Origin of the sequence: Vibrio sp. 10N.222.51.C5, from assembly GCF_041474575.1 — a bacterium.
Taxonomy (GTDB): domain Bacteria; phylum Pseudomonadota; class Gammaproteobacteria; order Enterobacterales; family Vibrionaceae; genus Vibrio; species Vibrio crassostreae_C.
The window spans coordinates 1-17,073 of the sequence record NZ_JBFRUJ010000038.1 but is presented as its reverse complement, the minus strand read 5'-3'; the positions used below and the strand labels follow the sequence as shown (position 1 = coordinate 17,073).

Here is a 17,073-nt window from a genome sequence, read left to right as displayed (position 1 = left end):
AGGAAAGAAAAATGAATAGTGCAGTAGAAGCCGAATTGGCTGAACTAGGGATTGAAGGTTATCTAAGTCAGCATCAGCATAAATCTATGCTTAGATTTTTAACTTGTGGCTCGGTAGATGACGGTAAAAGTACGTTAATCGGTCGCTTGCTCCATGATACAAAACAGATTTATGAAGATCAGCTAGCAGCGGTTCACTCGGATAGCCAACGAGTGGGTACCACAGGTGAGAAGCCTGATTTAGCACTGCTTGTTGATGGCTTGCAGGCTGAGCGTGAGCAAGGGATTACGATCGATGTGGCTTATCGTTACTTCTCGACTCAAAAGCGTAAATTCATTATTGCTGATACCCCAGGGCATGAGCAGTACACGCGCAACATGGCAACAGGCGCTTCAACGTGTGATCTGGCTGTGATCTTGATTGATGCTCGTAAGGGCGTTCTGGATCAAACCCGTCGTCACTCGTTTATTTCTAACCTACTTGGTTTGAAGCATTTCATCGTCGCAGTCAACAAAATGGATCTGGTGGAGTACTCGCAAGATCGTTTTGAAGAAATTCGCGATCAGTATCTAGAGTTTGCAGAAAACCTAGAAGGCGAAACCAATATTCAGATCTTGCCAGTATCGGCGCTTGAAGGCATCAACGTTGCTGCACCAAGTAAAGAGCTTGCATGGTTCGAAGGCCCATCTCTGCTAGAAGTGTTAGAGAACGTCGACATTGACCAAAAGCGTTCGGCAGGTGAATTCCGATTCCCAGTTCAGTACGTCAATCGTCCTAACTTAGACTTCCGCGGTTTTGCTGGCACCGTTGCCTCTGGCCGTGTCAGTGTCGGTGATGAAATCAAGGCGCTGCCGTCGGGTAAAACCTCTAAGGTTGCACGCATTGTAACTTTTGATGGTGATTTGGAGTCTGCGCAAGCGGGCTTGGCAGTAACACTGACCCTTGAAGATGAGATTGATATCAGTCGTGGTGATTTGATTGTGCTAGAAAACGCGCAGATTGAATCCACTAACCACGTATTGGCTGACATCGTGTGGATGACAGAGCAACCATTGCAACCGGGCAAAGCTTACGACATCAAGATCGCAGGCAAGAAAACCGTTGGTCAGGTTGAAACGGTTCGTCACCAATACGACATCAACAACCTATCGACTCACGCTGTCGATGAGTTGCCATTGAATGGTATTGGTTTGTGTGAATGGTCATTGAACGAGACTGTCGCGCTGGATAAATACCGTGAAAGTGCCGATACCGGTGGCTTCATCGTTATCGACCGACTAACCAACGTGACGGTTGGCGCGGGTTTGATTCGAGACCGTTTGGACTCTGTTGAACAGCAAGTCGGTAACTTCTCTGCATTTGAACTTGAGTTCAACGCATTGGTTCGCAAACATTTCCCTCATTGGGATGCCAAAGATCTAAGCCAACTACTGAAGTCATAAACGACCAAGTAACAGCTTATTGAATTAGGCGGAAACCGATCGTTTCCGCCATAAAGGACGGGTATATGTGGCAACAAGGATTTGTATTAGCGATTTTGCTCGGCATCATTACTTGCCTGCTCGTTACCCGTATTAAGCCAAGCTTTATCTTTGCTGGCGCGGCGTTTATTGCTTTTATGGCTGGCATGATCGACTTGTCGAGCTTAGCCAATAACTTCACTAACTCCTCGTTACTGACTTTAATTCTTCTTATCCTCGCATCAAGTGCGTTGGAGAAAACTCGCTTAATCAGTTGGGTTAGCCGCAATATCTCTGAAGGTAGGCTAGGCACCGTGGTTGCGAAGTTGGGTATTTCCACAGCGTTACTTTCTTCTTTTACCAATAACACGGCAGTGGTGGTTTCTTTGATCGGTGCGATCAAACGTAATCAACAGCACGCGCCATCTAAGTTACTTATCCCTTTGTCATACGCTGCCATTTTAGGTGGCACCCTGACATTGATCGGCACATCAACCAACTTGATCATCAATAGCTTTGTTGAAGATGCCGGATTGCCGAGCTTAAACTTTTTCACACCTACCTTGATCGGTTTAGCGGTTTTGGTCGGTGGGGTATTGATCCTTATTCCTCTTAGCTATTTTTTACCCAGCTACGATGATGGTTCTCAAGATGATCTGCCTTACTTTTTAGAAGCCAGAGTGGAGCCGGGCTCACCGTTAGTTGGTCGCAGCGTAAGTGAAAACAACCTCAGAGCATTGAGAAAACTGTTCTTAGCGGAAGTGATTCGAGACGGTAAGACCACCGCATCTATTGACCCTGATTTTATTCTTCAAGCTCGCGACCGATTGCTGTTTTGTGGTGATGTAGAGAGTGTTGCAACACTGCAAGAAATCCAAGGTTTAACCCTGTTTGGTCAGCATCATTTGAATGGCCAGAGCTTTGTTGAAGTGGTGGTGAGTTCGTCGGCAAGCTTCTGTAACAAAACCCTGAAAACCAGCCAATTTAGAGATCGTTTCGATGCGGTTGTGGTTGCTATTCGTCGTGGCCATGAACGCCTAGAAGGTGGGCTAGGGAATATCACATTGACCGCTGGTGATACCTTGATTTTGGTTCCAGGTAAACGCTTTGAAGAACAGCGCCAACAACACAACAAAGAGTTTGTGTTGATGAATGACTTAGATTCGAGTGCCAAGCTTGATGCCGACAAATCGACGTTCGTGTTGCTCGGCTTTGCTAGCGTGATTGGTTTAGCCCTTATCGATGCAGTACCTATTATCAAAGGCTTAGCTGGTTTTCTACTGTTGCTGGTGGCATTTGGCGTGGTGCAACTGGGTGAGCTCCGCCGCCGTTTCCCAGTCGATATTGTGGTGATCGTGGGCTCTGCACTTTCTATTGCTCAACTGATGATTTCATCGGGTTTATCTGAGCGGATGGGGCTGATGTTTATGGAGGCGTTTAATGGCTGGGGCGTATTCGGTGCGTTAGTTGCTACCTACTTTATGACTTTGGTTTTGACAGAGCTGGTGACCAATAATGCGGCTGCAGCACTCTCATTTCCGATTGGCTACAGTATGGCAGTAGGTTATGGCGTTGACCCTATGCCGTTCATCATGGCGGTACTGTTTGGTGCCAGTGCCAGTTTTATATCTCCATACGGTTATCAAACCAACTTACTTGTTTATAGCGTAGGTAATTACCATTTAACGGATTATCTGCGTATCGGCATTCCAATCTCGATTGTATATTCGGGCTTGGTGCTGACCCTAATTCCTTATTTTTTCCCATTTTAATGCTGTTTATTTAAAGGACTAATTATGACCGCAGTACTCAAACCCAAAGATGAGAATGTTGTGTGGCATCAACACTCGATTGATAAAACATTTCGCGCGGATCTGAAATCACAAAAGCCAGCCGTGCTCTGGTTCACGGGGTTGTCTGGTTCTGGTAAATCGACAGTCGCTGGCGCATTAGAAAATCGCTTGGCACAGCTTGGTTACCATACTTATTTATTGGATGGTGACAATGTGCGTCATGGCTTATGTAGCGACCTTGGCTTCTCTGAGCAAGATCGTCGAGAGAACATCCGTCGTATTGGTGAGCTTGCTAAATTGATGGCAGATGCAGGCTTGATCGTGTTGTCAGCCTTTATTTCTCCGCATCAAGCTGAAAGGCAACTCGTGAGAGATTTATTGCCGGAAGGTGAGTTTCTTGAGGTGTTCGTCAATACTCCATTAGAGGTTTGCGAACAGCGTGACCCTAAAGGTCTGTATAAGAAAGCACGTGCCGGAGAGATCCCGAACTTTACAGGTATTAGTTCAGTGTACGAAGCGCCTCAGAACCCTGAGATTGATCTACCTGCAGGTGAGAAGACACTCGATGAATTGGTCGAACTGTGTATTGATGCGTTGGAGAAGCGAAATATCTTAGCCAACTGAGATCGTTGGTATGACTAAGGCTACTCAGCTGTTTATCTGTTTATTCACGACCGATAAATAGTGCAGCCTTAGTTTACCGAGACAAGAAACCTATCCTCTAGATTCTCTTTATTCCTCTCTATACTTCACTTTTTACACCGTCTATTTTAGCTCCGTCGAGTGTCTAGACGGTGTAATTTACGCTGCTTTTCACTTCTGTCTGTACTGTGAATTTCTGGCTCAATAGTGCAATCAGTTGATCGTAATACTGCGTGTTTGGCTTGTTACCGAGCAAGGTACAAAGCTCATTGCCTGTAGGGCTGAATCGGTAGTAAACCAGCTTCACGCCTTTTGATAATGGTGCCAGTGACATGCTCTTACCTTGATAGGTTAGGTGCAGGGCTGGATCGAAATCAATCTCTCCGGATTCTAATTCTGTGCCCAGAATAATCCCGAGCTCTATCAAGTGGAGCAAGCTGGAGTAGGGCAGGTTGTGCCCACCAAGGTTGATGGTGTTGGTGGTGTCCCTTTTGCCAAATTTGAATAGCCCAGCATGAGATTTAAAGCCGAGTAAGAGCTTTCTGCTGTTATCGCTACCAAAGCTACAACCCAGTGATGCTGCCCTTTGTAGGGTTAACGCTTCTTTTGGTGTCATGTCTTTTAAGATTTGCAGTGCCTTCATCGACGTCGAGCCTGGGTTGGTGACTTCTCGTTTCAGTACTTGAGCCCATAGCCTCTGCATCGATGTATTGTGGATCTCTTGTGCCATGTCGAAGAAACGGTATAGCCAGTCCTGATCCGGGTCTCCAGCCGCTTCATCCTTACATGAAGAGTGCGCCAACTTTAGAATCTGTTCTAGGTTCTTTTGGCGAAGCTCTCTACGTTTTTTCTCTCGCAATAGTGCCCGTTCGATAAGCGTACTCTCAGCTTTATCCTTTGGCTTGGCACTATGACTAATTAAGAAATCGAGGCCGAAGCTTTGTGCGATGTGCAGCATTCTGCTGGCACTGTCGGCAATATGAGGCTTTTTCTCATGCTTTTGCTGTGTATCGCTAGCATGCTCAATGATCACTGGCTGTTTGGTTTCTGACATAAGAGTACCGTTAGGAGACGACTCAAGACCAATCGTAGTAAATAATTGCTCAGCCTAGCTTGTTAAAACGCTCGATAACGGCGTTAGAACTTTTGATTGTAGAATAACCACTTATCAAAAAGCTCCGCCTGGTTCTCAAGCCTTTTTTCTACGCTATTTCTGAACACTTACTTATTGTGATTGGTATAACTGTCTAAAATGTAACTCTTTATCTTATTGGTGGCTAGATTTTGCGTGCAGAGTTGAAGGTTTCAACAAAATTTTACTTTTGCTAGTGATAATAAAATGTTAAATTTGTTGTAATTCTCAAGGAGGAGTTATGAATCAAGCCAATGATAACAAGCTGAAGAAACAGCTTAGTATAGGGTTATTACTCGCGACTTATGTCGCTGTTCTAGCTTACTTATCTAATTACATCGCGTAATTCAGAAGAAAATTATCGTTATTAAACTGTTATTGAATGATCACACTCGTTCAGTGACGGCAGCTCATCCTTGAGCCACCCTTCTAATTACTACATGTCGTCATACTCTTCAATCGCAGTACCTTCAATAAGATAACCGGTTTGCGCTAAGTCATGGCTGATTGACTCAGTTTTCAGCGTTCCGACCAAATAGATCACATCCCATAACTGCTGTATTGGTGCACCTTTCGGGAACTTCACGTAGATGATTTGGTTCGGTGGCGGCGGTGGCACGTGGATACATGCGCCAAAGTACGGTACCAGCAGAAACTCAGTGATCATATTCTCATCACCTTCCAATGGAATCACAAAGCCAGGAATCTTCACTGTGCTGCCATTCAGCTCTGGGCGAACAGCACCAAGTGTCGATTGTTGAGGTTTGTCCATACTATTGTGGTCAACCATCGGCATACCAAATGAATCTAGCTGAGCACGTTCTGATTCTGGAATCAAATCAATCCATTCAAGTGTTAATACCGATTCGTCATTCTGAGTGGTTTCAGCGTGAGCTGTACTGATAAATGGGAACAGAAGTAGCCCAAGTATCAGTAGGAATTTGCGTTGCATCGTAGGTTCCTATTTTAGATTCGAATCGTCATGCCATCAGACAATGACTGGCGGTAAGCCCTGAAAGCGGGAATAAAGCCGATAATGATTCCGGCAACTTGTACCAGCATAAGCAGTTTCCACTCATGCGGTGTGATTGCGGATATCGATATGTTGATACCATAACTTTGTTGCACAATAGGAGCAACCACTGCGATCAGCGCAAACAGCACTGCAACACCTAATGTAATGCCAAGGAAGGTTAGTGCACTGGCTTCACTGATCAGTAAACCAAACACATGACGAGGTCTTGCGCCCATCGCACGTAGGATAGCCATCTCTCGACGCCTTTCTTGCAAGCTAGTGAGTAGGCTACTGAGCATACCCAATAATCCGGCGACAACAACAAACCCTGAAACAATCAGTAATGCTTGTTCTGCTACAGCCATCATTCCCCACAATTCGTGAAGCGCAATGCCCGGCATAATGGCGCTTAAAGGTTCTTGGCGGTAGTTATTGATTTCTCGTTGCAGTGCGAAGGTTTGGATCTTCGATTTAAGGCCAACCATCATCGCGGTAATCTGCTTCGGTTGGAAGTCACGTTGCTTTAGCGCTTCAGCATTCGGTGTGTGCCCGAGGTTGGCACCTGATTCCCAGCCAACATGAATTGCTTCGATTGCCTCTAGCGATACGTGTACGGTTTTGTCTACTGGTGTTCCTGTTGGCGCGAGTATTCCCACAATCTTGAAGGGCAGATTATCGTGACGGCTAAACGCAACATCACTGATACCGTGCGCAAGAATGATTTGATCACCTATTTTGTAATCTAGCTTCTTCGCGACGTCGGCACCAATCACTACGTCAAATAGCTGATTAAACTCTTTGCCTTGCTGAAAAGTAAGTGGTTGCTTACTTCCATAGCGATAATTCTCGAAGTAGCTATGGTTCGTGCCCATTACGCGGAAGCCTTTATGTGAATCACCCAATGAGATTGGGATCGCCCACTTTACAGCGTTGTGCTGGCTAAATTCTTCATAGCTTTTCCAGTCGATGTTGTTGGTCGCATTACCGATTCTAAATACGGAATAAAGCAGCAGGTTTACCTGACCAGAGCGGCCACCGACGATAAGGTCAGTACCTGAAATCGTATTGGCGAAGCTGCTCTTAGCTTCGGTTCTTACACGTTCCACACCGAGTAATAGAATGACGGATACAGCCACAGTGAGAATAGTTAGAATGGCTGTGGCTTTACGGTTGAGTACGCTTTTTAAGGCTAAGTGAGTAATTACTTTCATACGACAACCTTAGCTTGGTTAACGGTTTTTAAATCTATGGTTCGAGTGAACAACTTTTCTAGTGTTGGATCATGGCTAACAAAGATAAGAGTAGAACCTGCCTGGTTGGCTTGTTCTAACAACAGTTCGATAAAAGCTTCTCGGTTGTCATGATCCAAAGCCGAGGTTGGCTCGTCGGCAATAATGATTTTGGGTTGGCCGATCAAAGCACGAGCGGCAGCAACACGTTGTTGTTGACCGATGCTTAACTCGGTAACGGGCTTGTCCATTAAAGCTTGAGGTAGTTTTAATCTGAGTAACAACTCTCGAGCCGTCTCTTGTAAGCTTTTCTGGCTTTCAGCGACTTGCTGTTTACGTATCTGTGAAAACTGGCAAGGAAGCGTCACGTTATCGATAACTGATAGATAAGGAAGCAGGTTAAATTGTTGGAAAATATAACCAATATGATCGGCTCTGAATTTATCTCTTTGACGAGGTGTAAGCTGAGTGAGGTCTTGATCAAGGATAGAGACTTCTCCTTGCTCAGCTTGGTTGATTCCGGTCAGTAGCCCTAACAAAGTTGATTTTCCACAACCACTTGGCCCTTTAATAAAAAGGTGCTCTTGGGCTTGGATGTGAAGAGAGGGGATCTCTAACGTTGGTGGTAATTCAGGCTTCCAACGAAAGCTGATATTTTCGAGTTTGACCACAAGTGATGAACTGTCAGAAGACATGCTAGCTCCAATAATTAAAGCGGTGTATCTACTGGACAGTAATTTGAAACATAAATTCCCAGGAACACACCGATTTGAACAGCCAAGTAAGCGATGACTTACCTGGCTGTTTATTTTACGTTTAATCCGATCTAGGAGTGATTAGAATCGGAAACTAATACGCTCTGCGTTAAGCACTTCTTGTACTTGAGCTGTGTCTGTTAGTAGGTTCACCGTCATTTTTTCAGTGTTGCTGAACTTAGAGAACCACTGAGTGCTAACTGTGTCTAGCTTAGCAACATCTGAACATTCATAGTGGTACTCAACAGTGAACTCACCGTGGCCACCTTCTGAGTGATCGTGGCCTTCATGATCGTGGTGGTCGTGACCTTCGTGGTCATCATGATCGTGCTCAGCGTGGTCATGGTCTTTGTGGTCATCATGATCGTGTTCAGCGTGGTCATGGTCTTTGTGGTCGTCATGATCGTGTTCAGCGTGATCATGGTCTTTGTGGTCGCCATAACCGTGTTCCGCATGGTCATGGCCTTCATGGTCGTCATGACCGCCTTCTAAGGTGTTTGCTACTGACTTGAACTTCAGAGTACAACTCGCATTGTTAAAACTAAACAGCTCTTCTGGCTTGTTTAATTGTGCGATAGCCTGTTCAAACACTTTCTTCTGTTCTGCAGTTTTTGGAGCATGTTCAAACCCAACCACATCTGCGCCTGGAGCTGTTACTTCAACAAGCAATTCTTGCCCATCTTGCGCGATGTTTACTTCAACTTGGCCATGTACGTGTGCATCATGAGAGCGGAATTCTTCGTTAGCTAGAGCATTTGTAGAGACAGTTATGCCGATAACAACGGCTAAAAAAGTAGGTTTCATGTTTTTTCCTGAATAAAGGTTAATTAAAAAGTAGTGGTAATTAAGCGATATTTACAGGAGGTGAGCGTGCCAAATAAGCGAAATATAGCCGCTGTAGTGAAGTTACTGACTCTGTAATAGCGACAGTAAATTCCGAATGGAACTCTGGAATCTGTGGTAGTGAGTGCGCTGTGATGAACTGATTAAGCGAAAACAGCTCACAATGGTGTGAAGTGTGGTGCTCTGGTGCGATATCCACAATGTGTGTTGCGGCTAACACGCTTAACATGAGCATAAGCCCAAGCAAGAAGCCTGTTTTGCGTTTCACATTGTTGGGTGTGTTTTGCCACATCAGGATGATTAACCACAGAATTAAAAAAAGGATACTGTTATAATATAACAATATCCTTTGGTTAGGTCTCGAAAAAGACGCGAATATCTTATTAAAGGCTCGCTTTAATCAACTCAATGACTTGAGTGACTTCTGATTCGTTTAATGCACCTTCTTTTACAAACAAGATTTTACCTTGCTTGTCTTGAACGATAATCGCTGAGCTTTCTTCTTTTAGAGCCCATGTTGACGCAACGGCGCCGTCTTCATCTAGGACCATAGAAGACCATGGAAATTCTTCTTTGCTGCTTTCGGCAGAGGACTTAACAAAAGACCCAGTACCCCAAATCGCATCATCTTGGTTGATGATAGTGGTGGTTTGGTAGCTGTCTTCTGAGAATTTCGATGCGGTAATGGCTGCCATCAGTGGTGCGTTGAGCTCTTTAGAGCTGCTGCGGCCAGCGATAGCTTGAACGACGCGAACTTTACCTAGAAGATCATTGGTTGCCCAAGCTTGATATCCAGTATTTCCGTCGTTTAGAACAATCTCACCATAGTTACTCACATCGACGGCAGGCAGGGTAGCGCCTACTGATAGGTTGTGAGCATTGGCGAAGAGTGGAGAGGCTGCGGCTAGAAAAGCCAGTAGAGTTTTGTTTTTCATTATATTTTTGTTCCGCTTATTGGTTTGCACAGGAAGTATAATATGAAATTTGAAAAATGCCTCTTTAACTTTTTTATCGTACGACGTAGAAAGAAGTTGCAGGCTTGTTACCAAAAGGTATAATGCATCAATATCAAGATGAACAATAGATTATCTTGCTGTTTGCTAAAGGAATTAGCGATTAAATGTGCTTTGAACAGCGACGCTGTTCAGGTATGTGACTGTAGTACTCAAATGGAATTGAGGTTGTATTATGTTAAGAAAATTTTCTACTTACCGTCCACGTCAGGTGGCGCGTTTCGTTAAAGTCCTGTTCAAAGGCCAATTTGCTATTGAAGGTGTTGGAGAGTTTCGCTTCGACCAAGGCAAGGTGCTACTTCCTGAAGTTTCAGACAAACAAAAGCTCACTATTTTTAAAGAAGTTAACGGCACCATTGCAGCGTTACCGGTGTAACTGAGCTTTATCGATTTGTCTTGCACCGAATAGATTAACAATGAAAAGGGCTTCCTGATGGAAGCCCTTTTTTAATGCGTGTCGTTCACGATGGTATGTCGAACGGCACTTTATTGTGGAGGGAAGCACACACCTGTTCCACCCAACCCGCAATACCCATTCGGATTTTTAGCTAGGTATTGCTGGTGGTAGGTTTCTGCGAAAAAATATTTTCCAGCAGGCAGAACTTCCGTCGTGATCTCGTTGCCTAAAGATTCAGTCATTGCTCGTTGATATTCACGTTTAGAGTGCTCAGCGATAGATTGTTGTTCTTCACTGAAGGTGTAAATCGCAGAACGGTACTGAGTCCCTAAATCGTTGCCTTGGCGCATCCCTTGAGTTGGGTCATGACGCTCCCAAAAGGTTTCAAGTATTCGAGCTAGAGAGGTTTGTTCACTATCAAATATGACACGAACGACCTCGGTATGGCCGGTTTGCCCAGTACATACTTGTTCATAAGTGGGATTAACTGTGTATCCGCCAGCGTAACCAACGGATGTTGAAATAACGCCATCCAATTGCCAAAACAAACGCTCAGCTCCCCAGAAGCACCCCATACCAAACAGGACTTCTTGTTGAGAGCCCGTGGGTGCATCGAGCAGGTCGGTTTGATTGACGAAATGGCGCTCAGTGATTCGAATTGGGTCAGCATTTCCCGGTAGTGCGGTTGCTGCAGAAACCAGTTGTTGTTTGTTTAGCATGTTATATTCCTTTTCGCATACGTTTACCGCGCTGGCTTTTATTTAACGTGGGTTCATATTAACTGTTGGTCAATATTGAATAAGTCTTTAAATTAGACCGTGTTATTCCAGGATTTATTACAGACTCAATGCCTATTTAGCGGTATTATTTCTTTTCACTTATTAACGTATTGATAACTTCTTCACCAATTAAACATGATAAGAAAAACTTTACCAGTTCTGATTGGCACTCTATTGTCATCGACGCTCACTTTCGCTGACGTTTCCCTTGAAATCAAAGGGCTAGATGGAGCGCTTGAGGATAATGTTGATGCTTATCTGAGTGCGATCCCTGAAGAAGAGTATTCGGTTTCACTAAGATTCCAATCCCGCTTGGAATCTATGATTAAAGAAGCCCTGAATGCGTTAGGCTACTACCACCCTAAAATCACATTTACTCACTCCGAAGATGATACCGAAATGACCGTTACGGTTGAGCCGGGAGAGCCTGTTGTTATTTATACTTCAGATATCGTTCTAACTGGTGAAGCCAAGGATGACCCAGACTTTTTAGCCTTGATAGCGAAGAGTAGCTTGTCTAAAGGTTCGACTCTGAATCATGGTAATTATGACTCTTTGAAATCGTCGATCCGCAACCTTGGCTTAGCGAAAGGCTACTTCGATGGTGCTTATGATCTTAGTAAGCTAGAAGTCGCTCCTGAATTGAACCGCGCTTATGTTCGTCTTCATTATAACAGTGGTATCCGCTATCACTTTGGTACTACTCAGGTTACTGGTAGCCAGATAGAAGAAGATAAGGTGCAGTCACTTAAACCATTTGAGGATGGCGAACCTTACTCAATCACCAAAGTCGGTGAGTACAACCAAAACCTGTCCAATACGGATTGGTTCTCCTCGGTATTTGTTGAACCAGATTTAAGCCAGTTAGGCGAAGGCCGAGAGATCCCGATGAAGGTTAGCCTTGCTCCGCAAGCTCGTAACCAAATCGAAACGGGTATCGGTGTATCCACCGACCTTGGCGTAAAAGGCACTCTGAAGTGGAAAAAACCTTGGGTTAATGAACAAGGCCATAGCTTCAATAGCAGCCTGTCGATTTCTAAACCTGAACAGACGATTACCGCTACCTATAAAATCCCTCTGGATGACGTGCTGAACGACTACTATCAAGTTAAGTACGGTATGAAAAACTTGGATAATCGTGATACCAAGAGTTTGGAGTCAAACTTAGCGCTAGAAAGATATTGGCGACTGGATAACGGTTGGCAACGCACGGTCTTCATTCGATACTTGGTCGAAAACTATGAGCAAGGTTTGCAGGATGATTTAGCGCAATTTGTGCTGCCGGGTATCTCTTTCTCACGCACTCGAACGCGAGGCGGTTCGATGCCGATGTGGGGCGATAAACAAACCATTATGGTTGAAGCGGGTGATGATACCTTGTTATCTGAAACTAAGGTTGTTCGTTTTCAAGGTCAAACCGCTTGGATTCGAAGCATTGGCGACAATCACCGAGGCTTAACTCGACTTCAATTTGGCGGCAACTTTGCCGACGAGTTTGATAAGCTATCTCCCTCCCTAAGATTCTTTGCTGGTGGTGACAATAGCATTCGTGGTTATGGTTATGAGTCGATCTCTCCTCGAGATGAAAGTGGCGCACTAACGGGTGCCAAATTCATTGCAACCAGCTCGTTTGAATACCAATACCGCTTGGTTGGAAACTGGTGGGGCGCAGCATTCTACGACATTGGTGATGCCTTCAATGATAAACCTGAATGGAAACATGGTACCGGCGTCGGGGTTCGTTGGGCGTCGCCCGTCGGCCCTGTGAGCTTAGATTTTGCTTGGGGTCTAGATGCAGCAAAAGGTGATGAGTTCCAGTTACACTTTAGTTTAGGGCCAGAATTATGATCAAAGTGATGGGCAAGTGCATCAAGTGGACGTCGATCTCATTGACGTCTATTTTGCTGTTGTTGATAGCCTTGCTAGGTTTTGTTTTGTTCACCAATCCAGGGTTGAACACTGTGTTGTGGGGCGCTGAAAAAGCGTTGCCACAGCTTAAAGTGGAAAGCACTAAAGGGGCTCTGTTCCCGAGCTTTACGCTTAATAATGTTCAGTTTAAAGATGACAGCCTGCATATAGACACCAAAGTTCAAAAGCTGAACTTGGCGATTAATCCTCGCTGTCTGCTCGACCCTAAGTTGTGTGTCGATCGTTTAGCGATTCAAGGATTGGACTTCGCATTTACTGAACTGCCTCCGGCCTCTACAGAAGAAACAGAACCTACTCCGCCCGTAACATCGGTAAAAACACCGTTGCCAATCGTAATCAACCGTATCGCTTTGTCTGATATCAAGTTGAATATCTTAGGGCATGAAATTGAATGGAGCTTGTTCTCTACGGCTTTGAGTATGCAGGGCGAAAAGCTAACTGTATCGCCAACCTTATTCAATGATCTTAAGGTTAAACTCGCTGAGTCGACAGAAGAACCGCAAGCAGAAAAGGTTGAGCCAAAAGCTGCCGTTAAAACGGCTATCGAATTGCCGGAAGTCTGGATTCCTCTGCAGGTTGTGTTGGAGCGTTTTGACCTCAACCGTTTCACCTTAGAACAAGAAACACCAATCGTTGTTAACCACCTTGGGCTAGAAGCTCGCGCGGGCAAACACACGGTTGATGTTTCAACTCTCGAACTCGATATGCCACAAGCAAGCGCCAATCTAACCACGAAGGTTGAGCTCAAGGGCGGTTACCCGCTAGAACTTTCTTTGGATGCGTTGGTGAAAGAAACCGACCTTGTTGGGCAGAAGTTGTCTCTGAAAGCACAAGGCAGCGTGGCTAAGCTAAACCTAGACTCCCAATTTTCTGAGCTGATTGAGGCAAAGTTGTCTGGGGATATTCAACCCTTAGAACCGACTCTGCCATTTGACCTTCTTTTAGAGGGCGGACAAGCACAGTGGCCCCTTACCGGAAAAAGCGATTACCAAGCGACAATTGAGCAATTTAAAGCTGATGGCTCACTAGATGGTTTTAATGTTCTTCTTAAAGGTGAAGCCGATGGTAAGGAAATCCCTGAATTAGCCATCGATCTACAGGGTAAAGGCACGACGGAACAAATTGTTCTCGAGCGTCTAAAGCTCAACACGCTAGGCGGTGAGCTTAACGGTGTCGTTAAAGCGAACTGGAAGAGTCTCGTTAACTGGCAAGCTGACGTGACACTCAAAGATATTCAACCGGGTCTGCAGTGGCCAGAAGCTGAGGGCAACATTAGTGGAAACATCGTCACCTCAGGTGAGTTGACGGAAGCGGGCGGCTGGGCGATTGAACTGCCTAAATTGGATATTGAAGGGATCTTGCGAGAATACCCTCTGGATATCGAAGGTCAGTTGTCAGCGTCGGATCGCAGCGCGAGCGGTGAACCAAAACTGAAAACCAGTGGTTTGAGCTTAGCTCACGGTGTTAACTCGATTAAGGCTCAGGGTGAGCTTGATAAGAAATGGGACATGGGTGTTGAGATTCACTTCCCTGAGCTTGTAAAAAGCGTCCCTGATTTGAAAGGTAAAGTGATTGGTAACATCCAGCTCAGTGGTCCAACGAAAAAGCCTGAAGTCGATCTCGCTCTAAATGTGGATAAGGTAGATTGGAATAACGAAGCAACACTAGAATCCTTGTCGCTTAATGGTTCTGTGGTTCCTCTGCCATTGCCTGAAGCTCAAGCTGATCTTGAATTAAAAGCTAACAACCTAACCTATCAAGATCAGAGCGTAAAAAGCATTGCTCTCACGGTGAGTGGTGGTGAGAAGAAACACACAGTGACACTTGATGTGATATCCGACATCGTGTCTACAAGCTTAGCTATTTCCGGAGAGTTGATTCAAAAGCCTTCTCTTATTTGGTATGGATCGTTAGACAGAGTCAAAATCACCACTCAGCAAGGCCCTTGGGTGTTAGATCAACCTGTCGCGATAAATGCGGATGTTGATAAACAGTTTGCCGATGTTCAAGCGCACTGTTGGAAACAATCGGGTTCGAGCGTGTGTTTGGATGAAGACGTTCGTGTCGGAAAATCGGGTGAGGCCAAGGTAGCCATCAATCAATTCGATTTCGAGCAGATTAAAGCCTTTGTGCCTAAAGAGACGCAATTACAGGGCTTAGTCAATGCGACTGCTCATGCAAAGTGGTCTGAACAAGATGAGCCTGAAGTCACGGTAAGCGTTGATATGCCGAAAGGTCAGGTTGTTCAACAAGTGGGTGAGCCAATCACACTGGGTTGGGAAAGCGTTGCATTGAATGCCCAACTGAAAGACAACAAACTGGATGCCGATTTTAAGTTGGATGTTTCCGACAATGGTGACCTGTCTGGCACGGTGTCGTTACCGGATATTCTTGCCGAAGACAAAATGGTCGATGCGGCAATTAAGCTGACCACGTTCCATCTTGATTTCTTACAACCAATTCTAGGTGAATACAGCTTATTGAAAGCCGACCTTGAGAGTGATCTTCAAGTTAAAGGCTCTCTGATGCACCCTCAAGTCTTTGGTCAATTCTCTGTTGATGGTATTCAAGTCAAAGGCGATGTTACGCCTGTTGATGTGAAAGATGGCCGCATCGACCTCGACTTTGATGGTTATAGTGCAAAACTGGATGCGAATGTCGAAACACCTGATGGTCACCTTGATATTGAGGGAACCGGAGATTGGCAAGATCTTAAAGCATGGCATTCGAACGTTAGAGTTTTCGCTGATGAGTTGATGGTTGATATCCCACCGATGGTTAAGGTGAAGGTCGTACCTGATATGACTATTGATGTCACACCAGATCTGGCGAAAATCACCGGTGATATTGCATTACCATGGGGACGAATTGTTGTTGAAGATTTACCACCGTCAGCGGTTGGCGTCTCTTCTGATCAGGTTATTTTGAATAAAGATCTAGAGCCAGAAAACGAAGATACGAATCCATTCAATGTGATGACGAATATTAATATCTCCATTGGTGATGACTTTAAACTGTCTGCCTTCGGTCTTGAAGGTGATTTGGTCGGTAAGCTCAATGTGGCTCAAAAAGACCAAGGTCCATTTATTACAGGTGAAGTGAACATCGTCGATGGTACTTATCAATCATTCGGGCAAGACCTCTTGATCGAAGAGGGTAAGATCCTAATGAATGGACCACCGGATCAGCCATACGTAGCCATCAACGCGATTCGTAATCCTGATAATACTCAGGATGACGTGACCGCTGGTATTCGAGTGACTGGCCCTGCGACAGAGCCTACCATCGAGATTTATTCTGACCCAGCGATGCCACAAGCGAACGCACTGTCTTATATTTTGCGTGGCCAAGATATCGACGGTGAGTCGAGCGGTTCGATGACAACGACTTTAATCGGTTTGAGTTTAGCGAAGAGTGGTAAGGTTGTTGGTGAAATCGGTGAAGCCTTTGGTGTAAAGGACTTGCAACTGGATACTGCAGGCTCTGGCGATGACTCTCAAGTGACGGTAAGTGGTTACATCCTGCCTGGCTTACAGGTGAAGTATGGTGTGGGTATCTTTAACTCGTTAGGTGAGTTTACCGTTCGTTATAGATTGATGCAGGATCTCTATGTTGAAGCTGTTTCTGGCCTAGACAGTGCTGTGGATCTTCTCTATCAATTTGAGTTCGAGTAGAGCCGTATGGGAGGGCATATGCAGCATCTTGTTTTTGTCTATGGAACCTTGAGGCAAGGTCAGTCCAATCACCATTATTTGCAGGGCTGCGATTTATTAGGGCAGTTTGATACACCTAAGGAATACGCACTTTTTGATTTAGGTGCCTATCCGGCGATGATTTTGGGAAAGAAAAGTGTCGCTGGTGAGGTCTATATCATTAACGACGAAATTTTAGAGTCGCTCGATCGGCTAGAAGATGTTCCTGTTGAGTATCGTCGCGAGCAAATAGAGACTATATTTGGATTAGCATGGGTATATTTGTATCAGCTTGATCTAACAGCTAATAAAGAAATACTTTCGGGTAACTGGTGTCAGCGGAACAATGATTCCTAACTAGTTAATCACCTTACGTGTCTCGTCCTAAAATACG

The 17,073-nt window shown here is 45.0% G+C and carries 15 protein-coding genes; 7 read left to right on the top strand and 8 right to left on the bottom strand.

Annotated elements, in window-relative coordinates; translation table 11 throughout:
• Window positions 1–11: 11 nt before the first annotated feature.
• The 3 genes from cysN to cysC all read left to right on the top strand — a co-directional run bounded on the left by cysN (window position 12) and on the right by cysC (window position 3,877).
• Window positions 12–1,442, top strand: coding sequence for a sulfate adenylyltransferase subunit CysN (cysN, locus tag AB4558_RS12460; protein ID WP_017063719.1), 1,431 nt, complete (start codon window positions 12–14; stop codon window positions 1,440–1,442).
• 65 nt (window positions 1,443–1,507) lie between these two features.
• The gene (locus AB4558_RS12455) at window positions 1,508–3,232 is read left to right on the top strand and encodes an SLC13 family permease (protein WP_017067554.1); all 1,725 of its coding nucleotides are present in this window, start codon (window positions 1,508–1,510) and stop codon (window positions 3,230–3,232) included.
• Between the two features lie 24 nt (window positions 3,233–3,256).
• Entirely contained in the window at window positions 3,257–3,877 is a 621-nt protein-coding gene (gene cysC / locus AB4558_RS12450) for an adenylyl-sulfate kinase (RefSeq protein WP_017067555.1), read from the top strand.
• A 163-nt stretch (window positions 3,878–4,040) separates the two neighbouring features.
• On the opposite strand, the gene AB4558_RS12445 is transcribed toward cysC, so the two are convergent.
• From AB4558_RS12445 to AB4558_RS12415, 7 genes are all read right to left on the bottom strand, one after another.
• Window positions 4,041–4,949, bottom strand: coding sequence for a TIGR03899 family protein (locus AB4558_RS12445; protein ID WP_372074952.1), 909 nt, complete (start codon window positions 4,947–4,949; stop codon window positions 4,041–4,043).
• A 514-nt stretch (window positions 4,950–5,463) separates the two neighbouring features.
• The gene (locus tag AB4558_RS12440) at window positions 5,464–5,979 is read right to left on the bottom strand and encodes a DUF3299 domain-containing protein (RefSeq protein ID WP_017058892.1); all 516 of its coding nucleotides are present in this window, start codon (window positions 5,977–5,979) and stop codon (window positions 5,464–5,466) included.
• A gap of 14 nt (window positions 5,980–5,993) precedes the next feature.
• Entirely contained in the window at window positions 5,994–7,253 is a 1,260-nt protein-coding gene (locus AB4558_RS12435) for an ABC transporter permease (protein ID WP_017058893.1), read from the bottom strand.
• The gene (locus AB4558_RS12430) at window positions 7,250–7,966 is read right to left on the bottom strand and encodes an ABC transporter ATP-binding protein (protein WP_017058894.1); all 717 of its coding nucleotides are present in this window, start codon (window positions 7,964–7,966) and stop codon (window positions 7,250–7,252) included. The genes AB4558_RS12435 and AB4558_RS12430 overlap by 4 nt, the downstream gene beginning before the upstream one ends.
• A gap of 141 nt (window positions 7,967–8,107) precedes the next feature.
• Window positions 8,108–8,830, bottom strand: coding sequence for a DUF2796 domain-containing protein (locus AB4558_RS12425; RefSeq protein WP_372074953.1), 723 nt, complete (start codon window positions 8,828–8,830; stop codon window positions 8,108–8,110).
• A 40-nt stretch (window positions 8,831–8,870) separates the two neighbouring features.
• Complete coding sequence (locus AB4558_RS12420) at window positions 8,871–9,161, bottom strand: DUF2607 family protein (RefSeq protein WP_017063722.1); 291 nt, start codon at window positions 9,159–9,161, stop codon at window positions 8,871–8,873.
• Between the two features lie 91 nt (window positions 9,162–9,252).
• Entirely contained in the window at window positions 9,253–9,804 is a 552-nt protein-coding gene (locus tag AB4558_RS12415) for a YtfJ family protein (RefSeq protein WP_017063723.1), read from the bottom strand.
• Between the two features lie 253 nt (window positions 9,805–10,057).
• Here AB4558_RS12415 and AB4558_RS12410 point away from each other — a divergent pair, with 253 nt between their 5' ends.
• A complete protein-coding gene (locus AB4558_RS12410) occupies window positions 10,058–10,258 on the top strand; it encodes a DUF1107 family protein (RefSeq protein ID WP_017058898.1) in 201 nt (66 codons plus the stop codon).
• A gap of 110 nt (window positions 10,259–10,368) precedes the next feature.
• Here AB4558_RS12410 and msrA read toward each other — a convergent pair whose 3' ends face one another.
• A complete protein-coding gene (gene msrA, locus AB4558_RS12405; RefSeq protein WP_017058899.1) occupies window positions 10,369–10,998 on the bottom strand; it encodes a peptide-methionine (S)-S-oxide reductase MsrA in 630 nt (209 codons plus the stop codon).
• 195 nt (window positions 10,999–11,193) lie between these two features.
• Here msrA and AB4558_RS12400 point away from each other — a divergent pair, with 195 nt between their 5' ends.
• From AB4558_RS12400 to AB4558_RS12390, 3 genes are read left to right on the top strand one after another with little or no spacing between them, the layout of a single operon-like run.
• Window positions 11,194–12,906, top strand: coding sequence for an autotransporter assembly complex family protein (locus AB4558_RS12400; protein ID WP_372074954.1), 1,713 nt, complete (start codon window positions 11,194–11,196; stop codon window positions 12,904–12,906).
• A complete protein-coding gene (locus AB4558_RS12395; protein ID WP_372074955.1) occupies window positions 12,903–16,661 on the top strand; it encodes a translocation/assembly module TamB domain-containing protein in 3,759 nt (1,252 codons plus the stop codon). The genes AB4558_RS12400 and AB4558_RS12395 overlap by 4 nt, the downstream gene beginning before the upstream one ends.
• Window positions 16,662–16,679: 18 nt before the next feature.
• A complete protein-coding gene (locus AB4558_RS12390) occupies window positions 16,680–17,036 on the top strand; it encodes a gamma-glutamylcyclotransferase (RefSeq protein WP_017069403.1) in 357 nt (118 codons plus the stop codon).
• Window positions 17,037–17,073: the final 37 nt, after the last annotated feature.

What these genes read in the sequence shown, in the direction of transcription:
- cysN (WP_017063719.1), top strand. Translation starts at nt 12, where the DNA reads ATGAATAGTGCAGTAGAAGCCGAATTGGCTGAACTAGGGATTGAAGGT.
- AB4558_RS12455 (WP_017067554.1), top strand. Translation starts at nt 1,508, where the DNA reads ATGTGGCAACAAGGATTTGTATTAGCGATTTTGCTCGGCATCATTACT.
- cysC (WP_017067555.1), top strand. Translation starts at nt 3,257, where the DNA reads ATGACCGCAGTACTCAAACCCAAAGATGAGAATGTTGTGTGGCATCAA.
- AB4558_RS12445 (WP_372074952.1), bottom strand. Translation starts at nt 4,949, where the DNA reads ATGTCAGAAACCAAACAGCCAGTGATCATTGAGCATGCTAGCGATACA.
- AB4558_RS12440 (WP_017058892.1), bottom strand. Translation starts at nt 5,979, where the DNA reads ATGCAACGCAAATTCCTACTGATACTTGGGCTACTTCTGTTCCCATTT.
- AB4558_RS12435 (WP_017058893.1), bottom strand. Translation starts at nt 7,253, where the DNA reads ATGAAAGTAATTACTCACTTAGCCTTAAAAAGCGTACTCAACCGTAAA.
- AB4558_RS12430 (WP_017058894.1), bottom strand. Translation starts at nt 7,966, where the DNA reads ATGTCTTCTGACAGTTCATCACTTGTGGTCAAACTCGAAAATATCAGC.
- AB4558_RS12425 (WP_372074953.1), bottom strand. Translation starts at nt 8,830, where the DNA reads ATGAAACCTACTTTTTTAGCCGTTGTTATCGGCATAACTGTCTCTACA.
- AB4558_RS12420 (WP_017063722.1), bottom strand. Translation starts at nt 9,161, where the DNA reads ATGTGGCAAAACACACCCAACAATGTGAAACGCAAAACAGGCTTCTTG.
- AB4558_RS12415 (WP_017063723.1), bottom strand. Translation starts at nt 9,804, where the DNA reads ATGAAAAACAAAACTCTACTGGCTTTTCTAGCCGCAGCCTCTCCACTC.
- AB4558_RS12410 (WP_017058898.1), top strand. Translation starts at nt 10,058, where the DNA reads ATGTTAAGAAAATTTTCTACTTACCGTCCACGTCAGGTGGCGCGTTTC.
- msrA (WP_017058899.1), bottom strand. Translation starts at nt 10,998, where the DNA reads ATGCTAAACAAACAACAACTGGTTTCTGCAGCAACCGCACTACCGGGA.
- AB4558_RS12400 (WP_372074954.1), top strand. Translation starts at nt 11,194, where the DNA reads ATGATAAGAAAAACTTTACCAGTTCTGATTGGCACTCTATTGTCATCG.
- AB4558_RS12395 (WP_372074955.1), top strand. Translation starts at nt 12,903, where the DNA reads ATGATCAAAGTGATGGGCAAGTGCATCAAGTGGACGTCGATCTCATTG.
- AB4558_RS12390 (WP_017069403.1), top strand. Translation starts at nt 16,680, where the DNA reads ATGCAGCATCTTGTTTTTGTCTATGGAACCTTGAGGCAAGGTCAGTCC.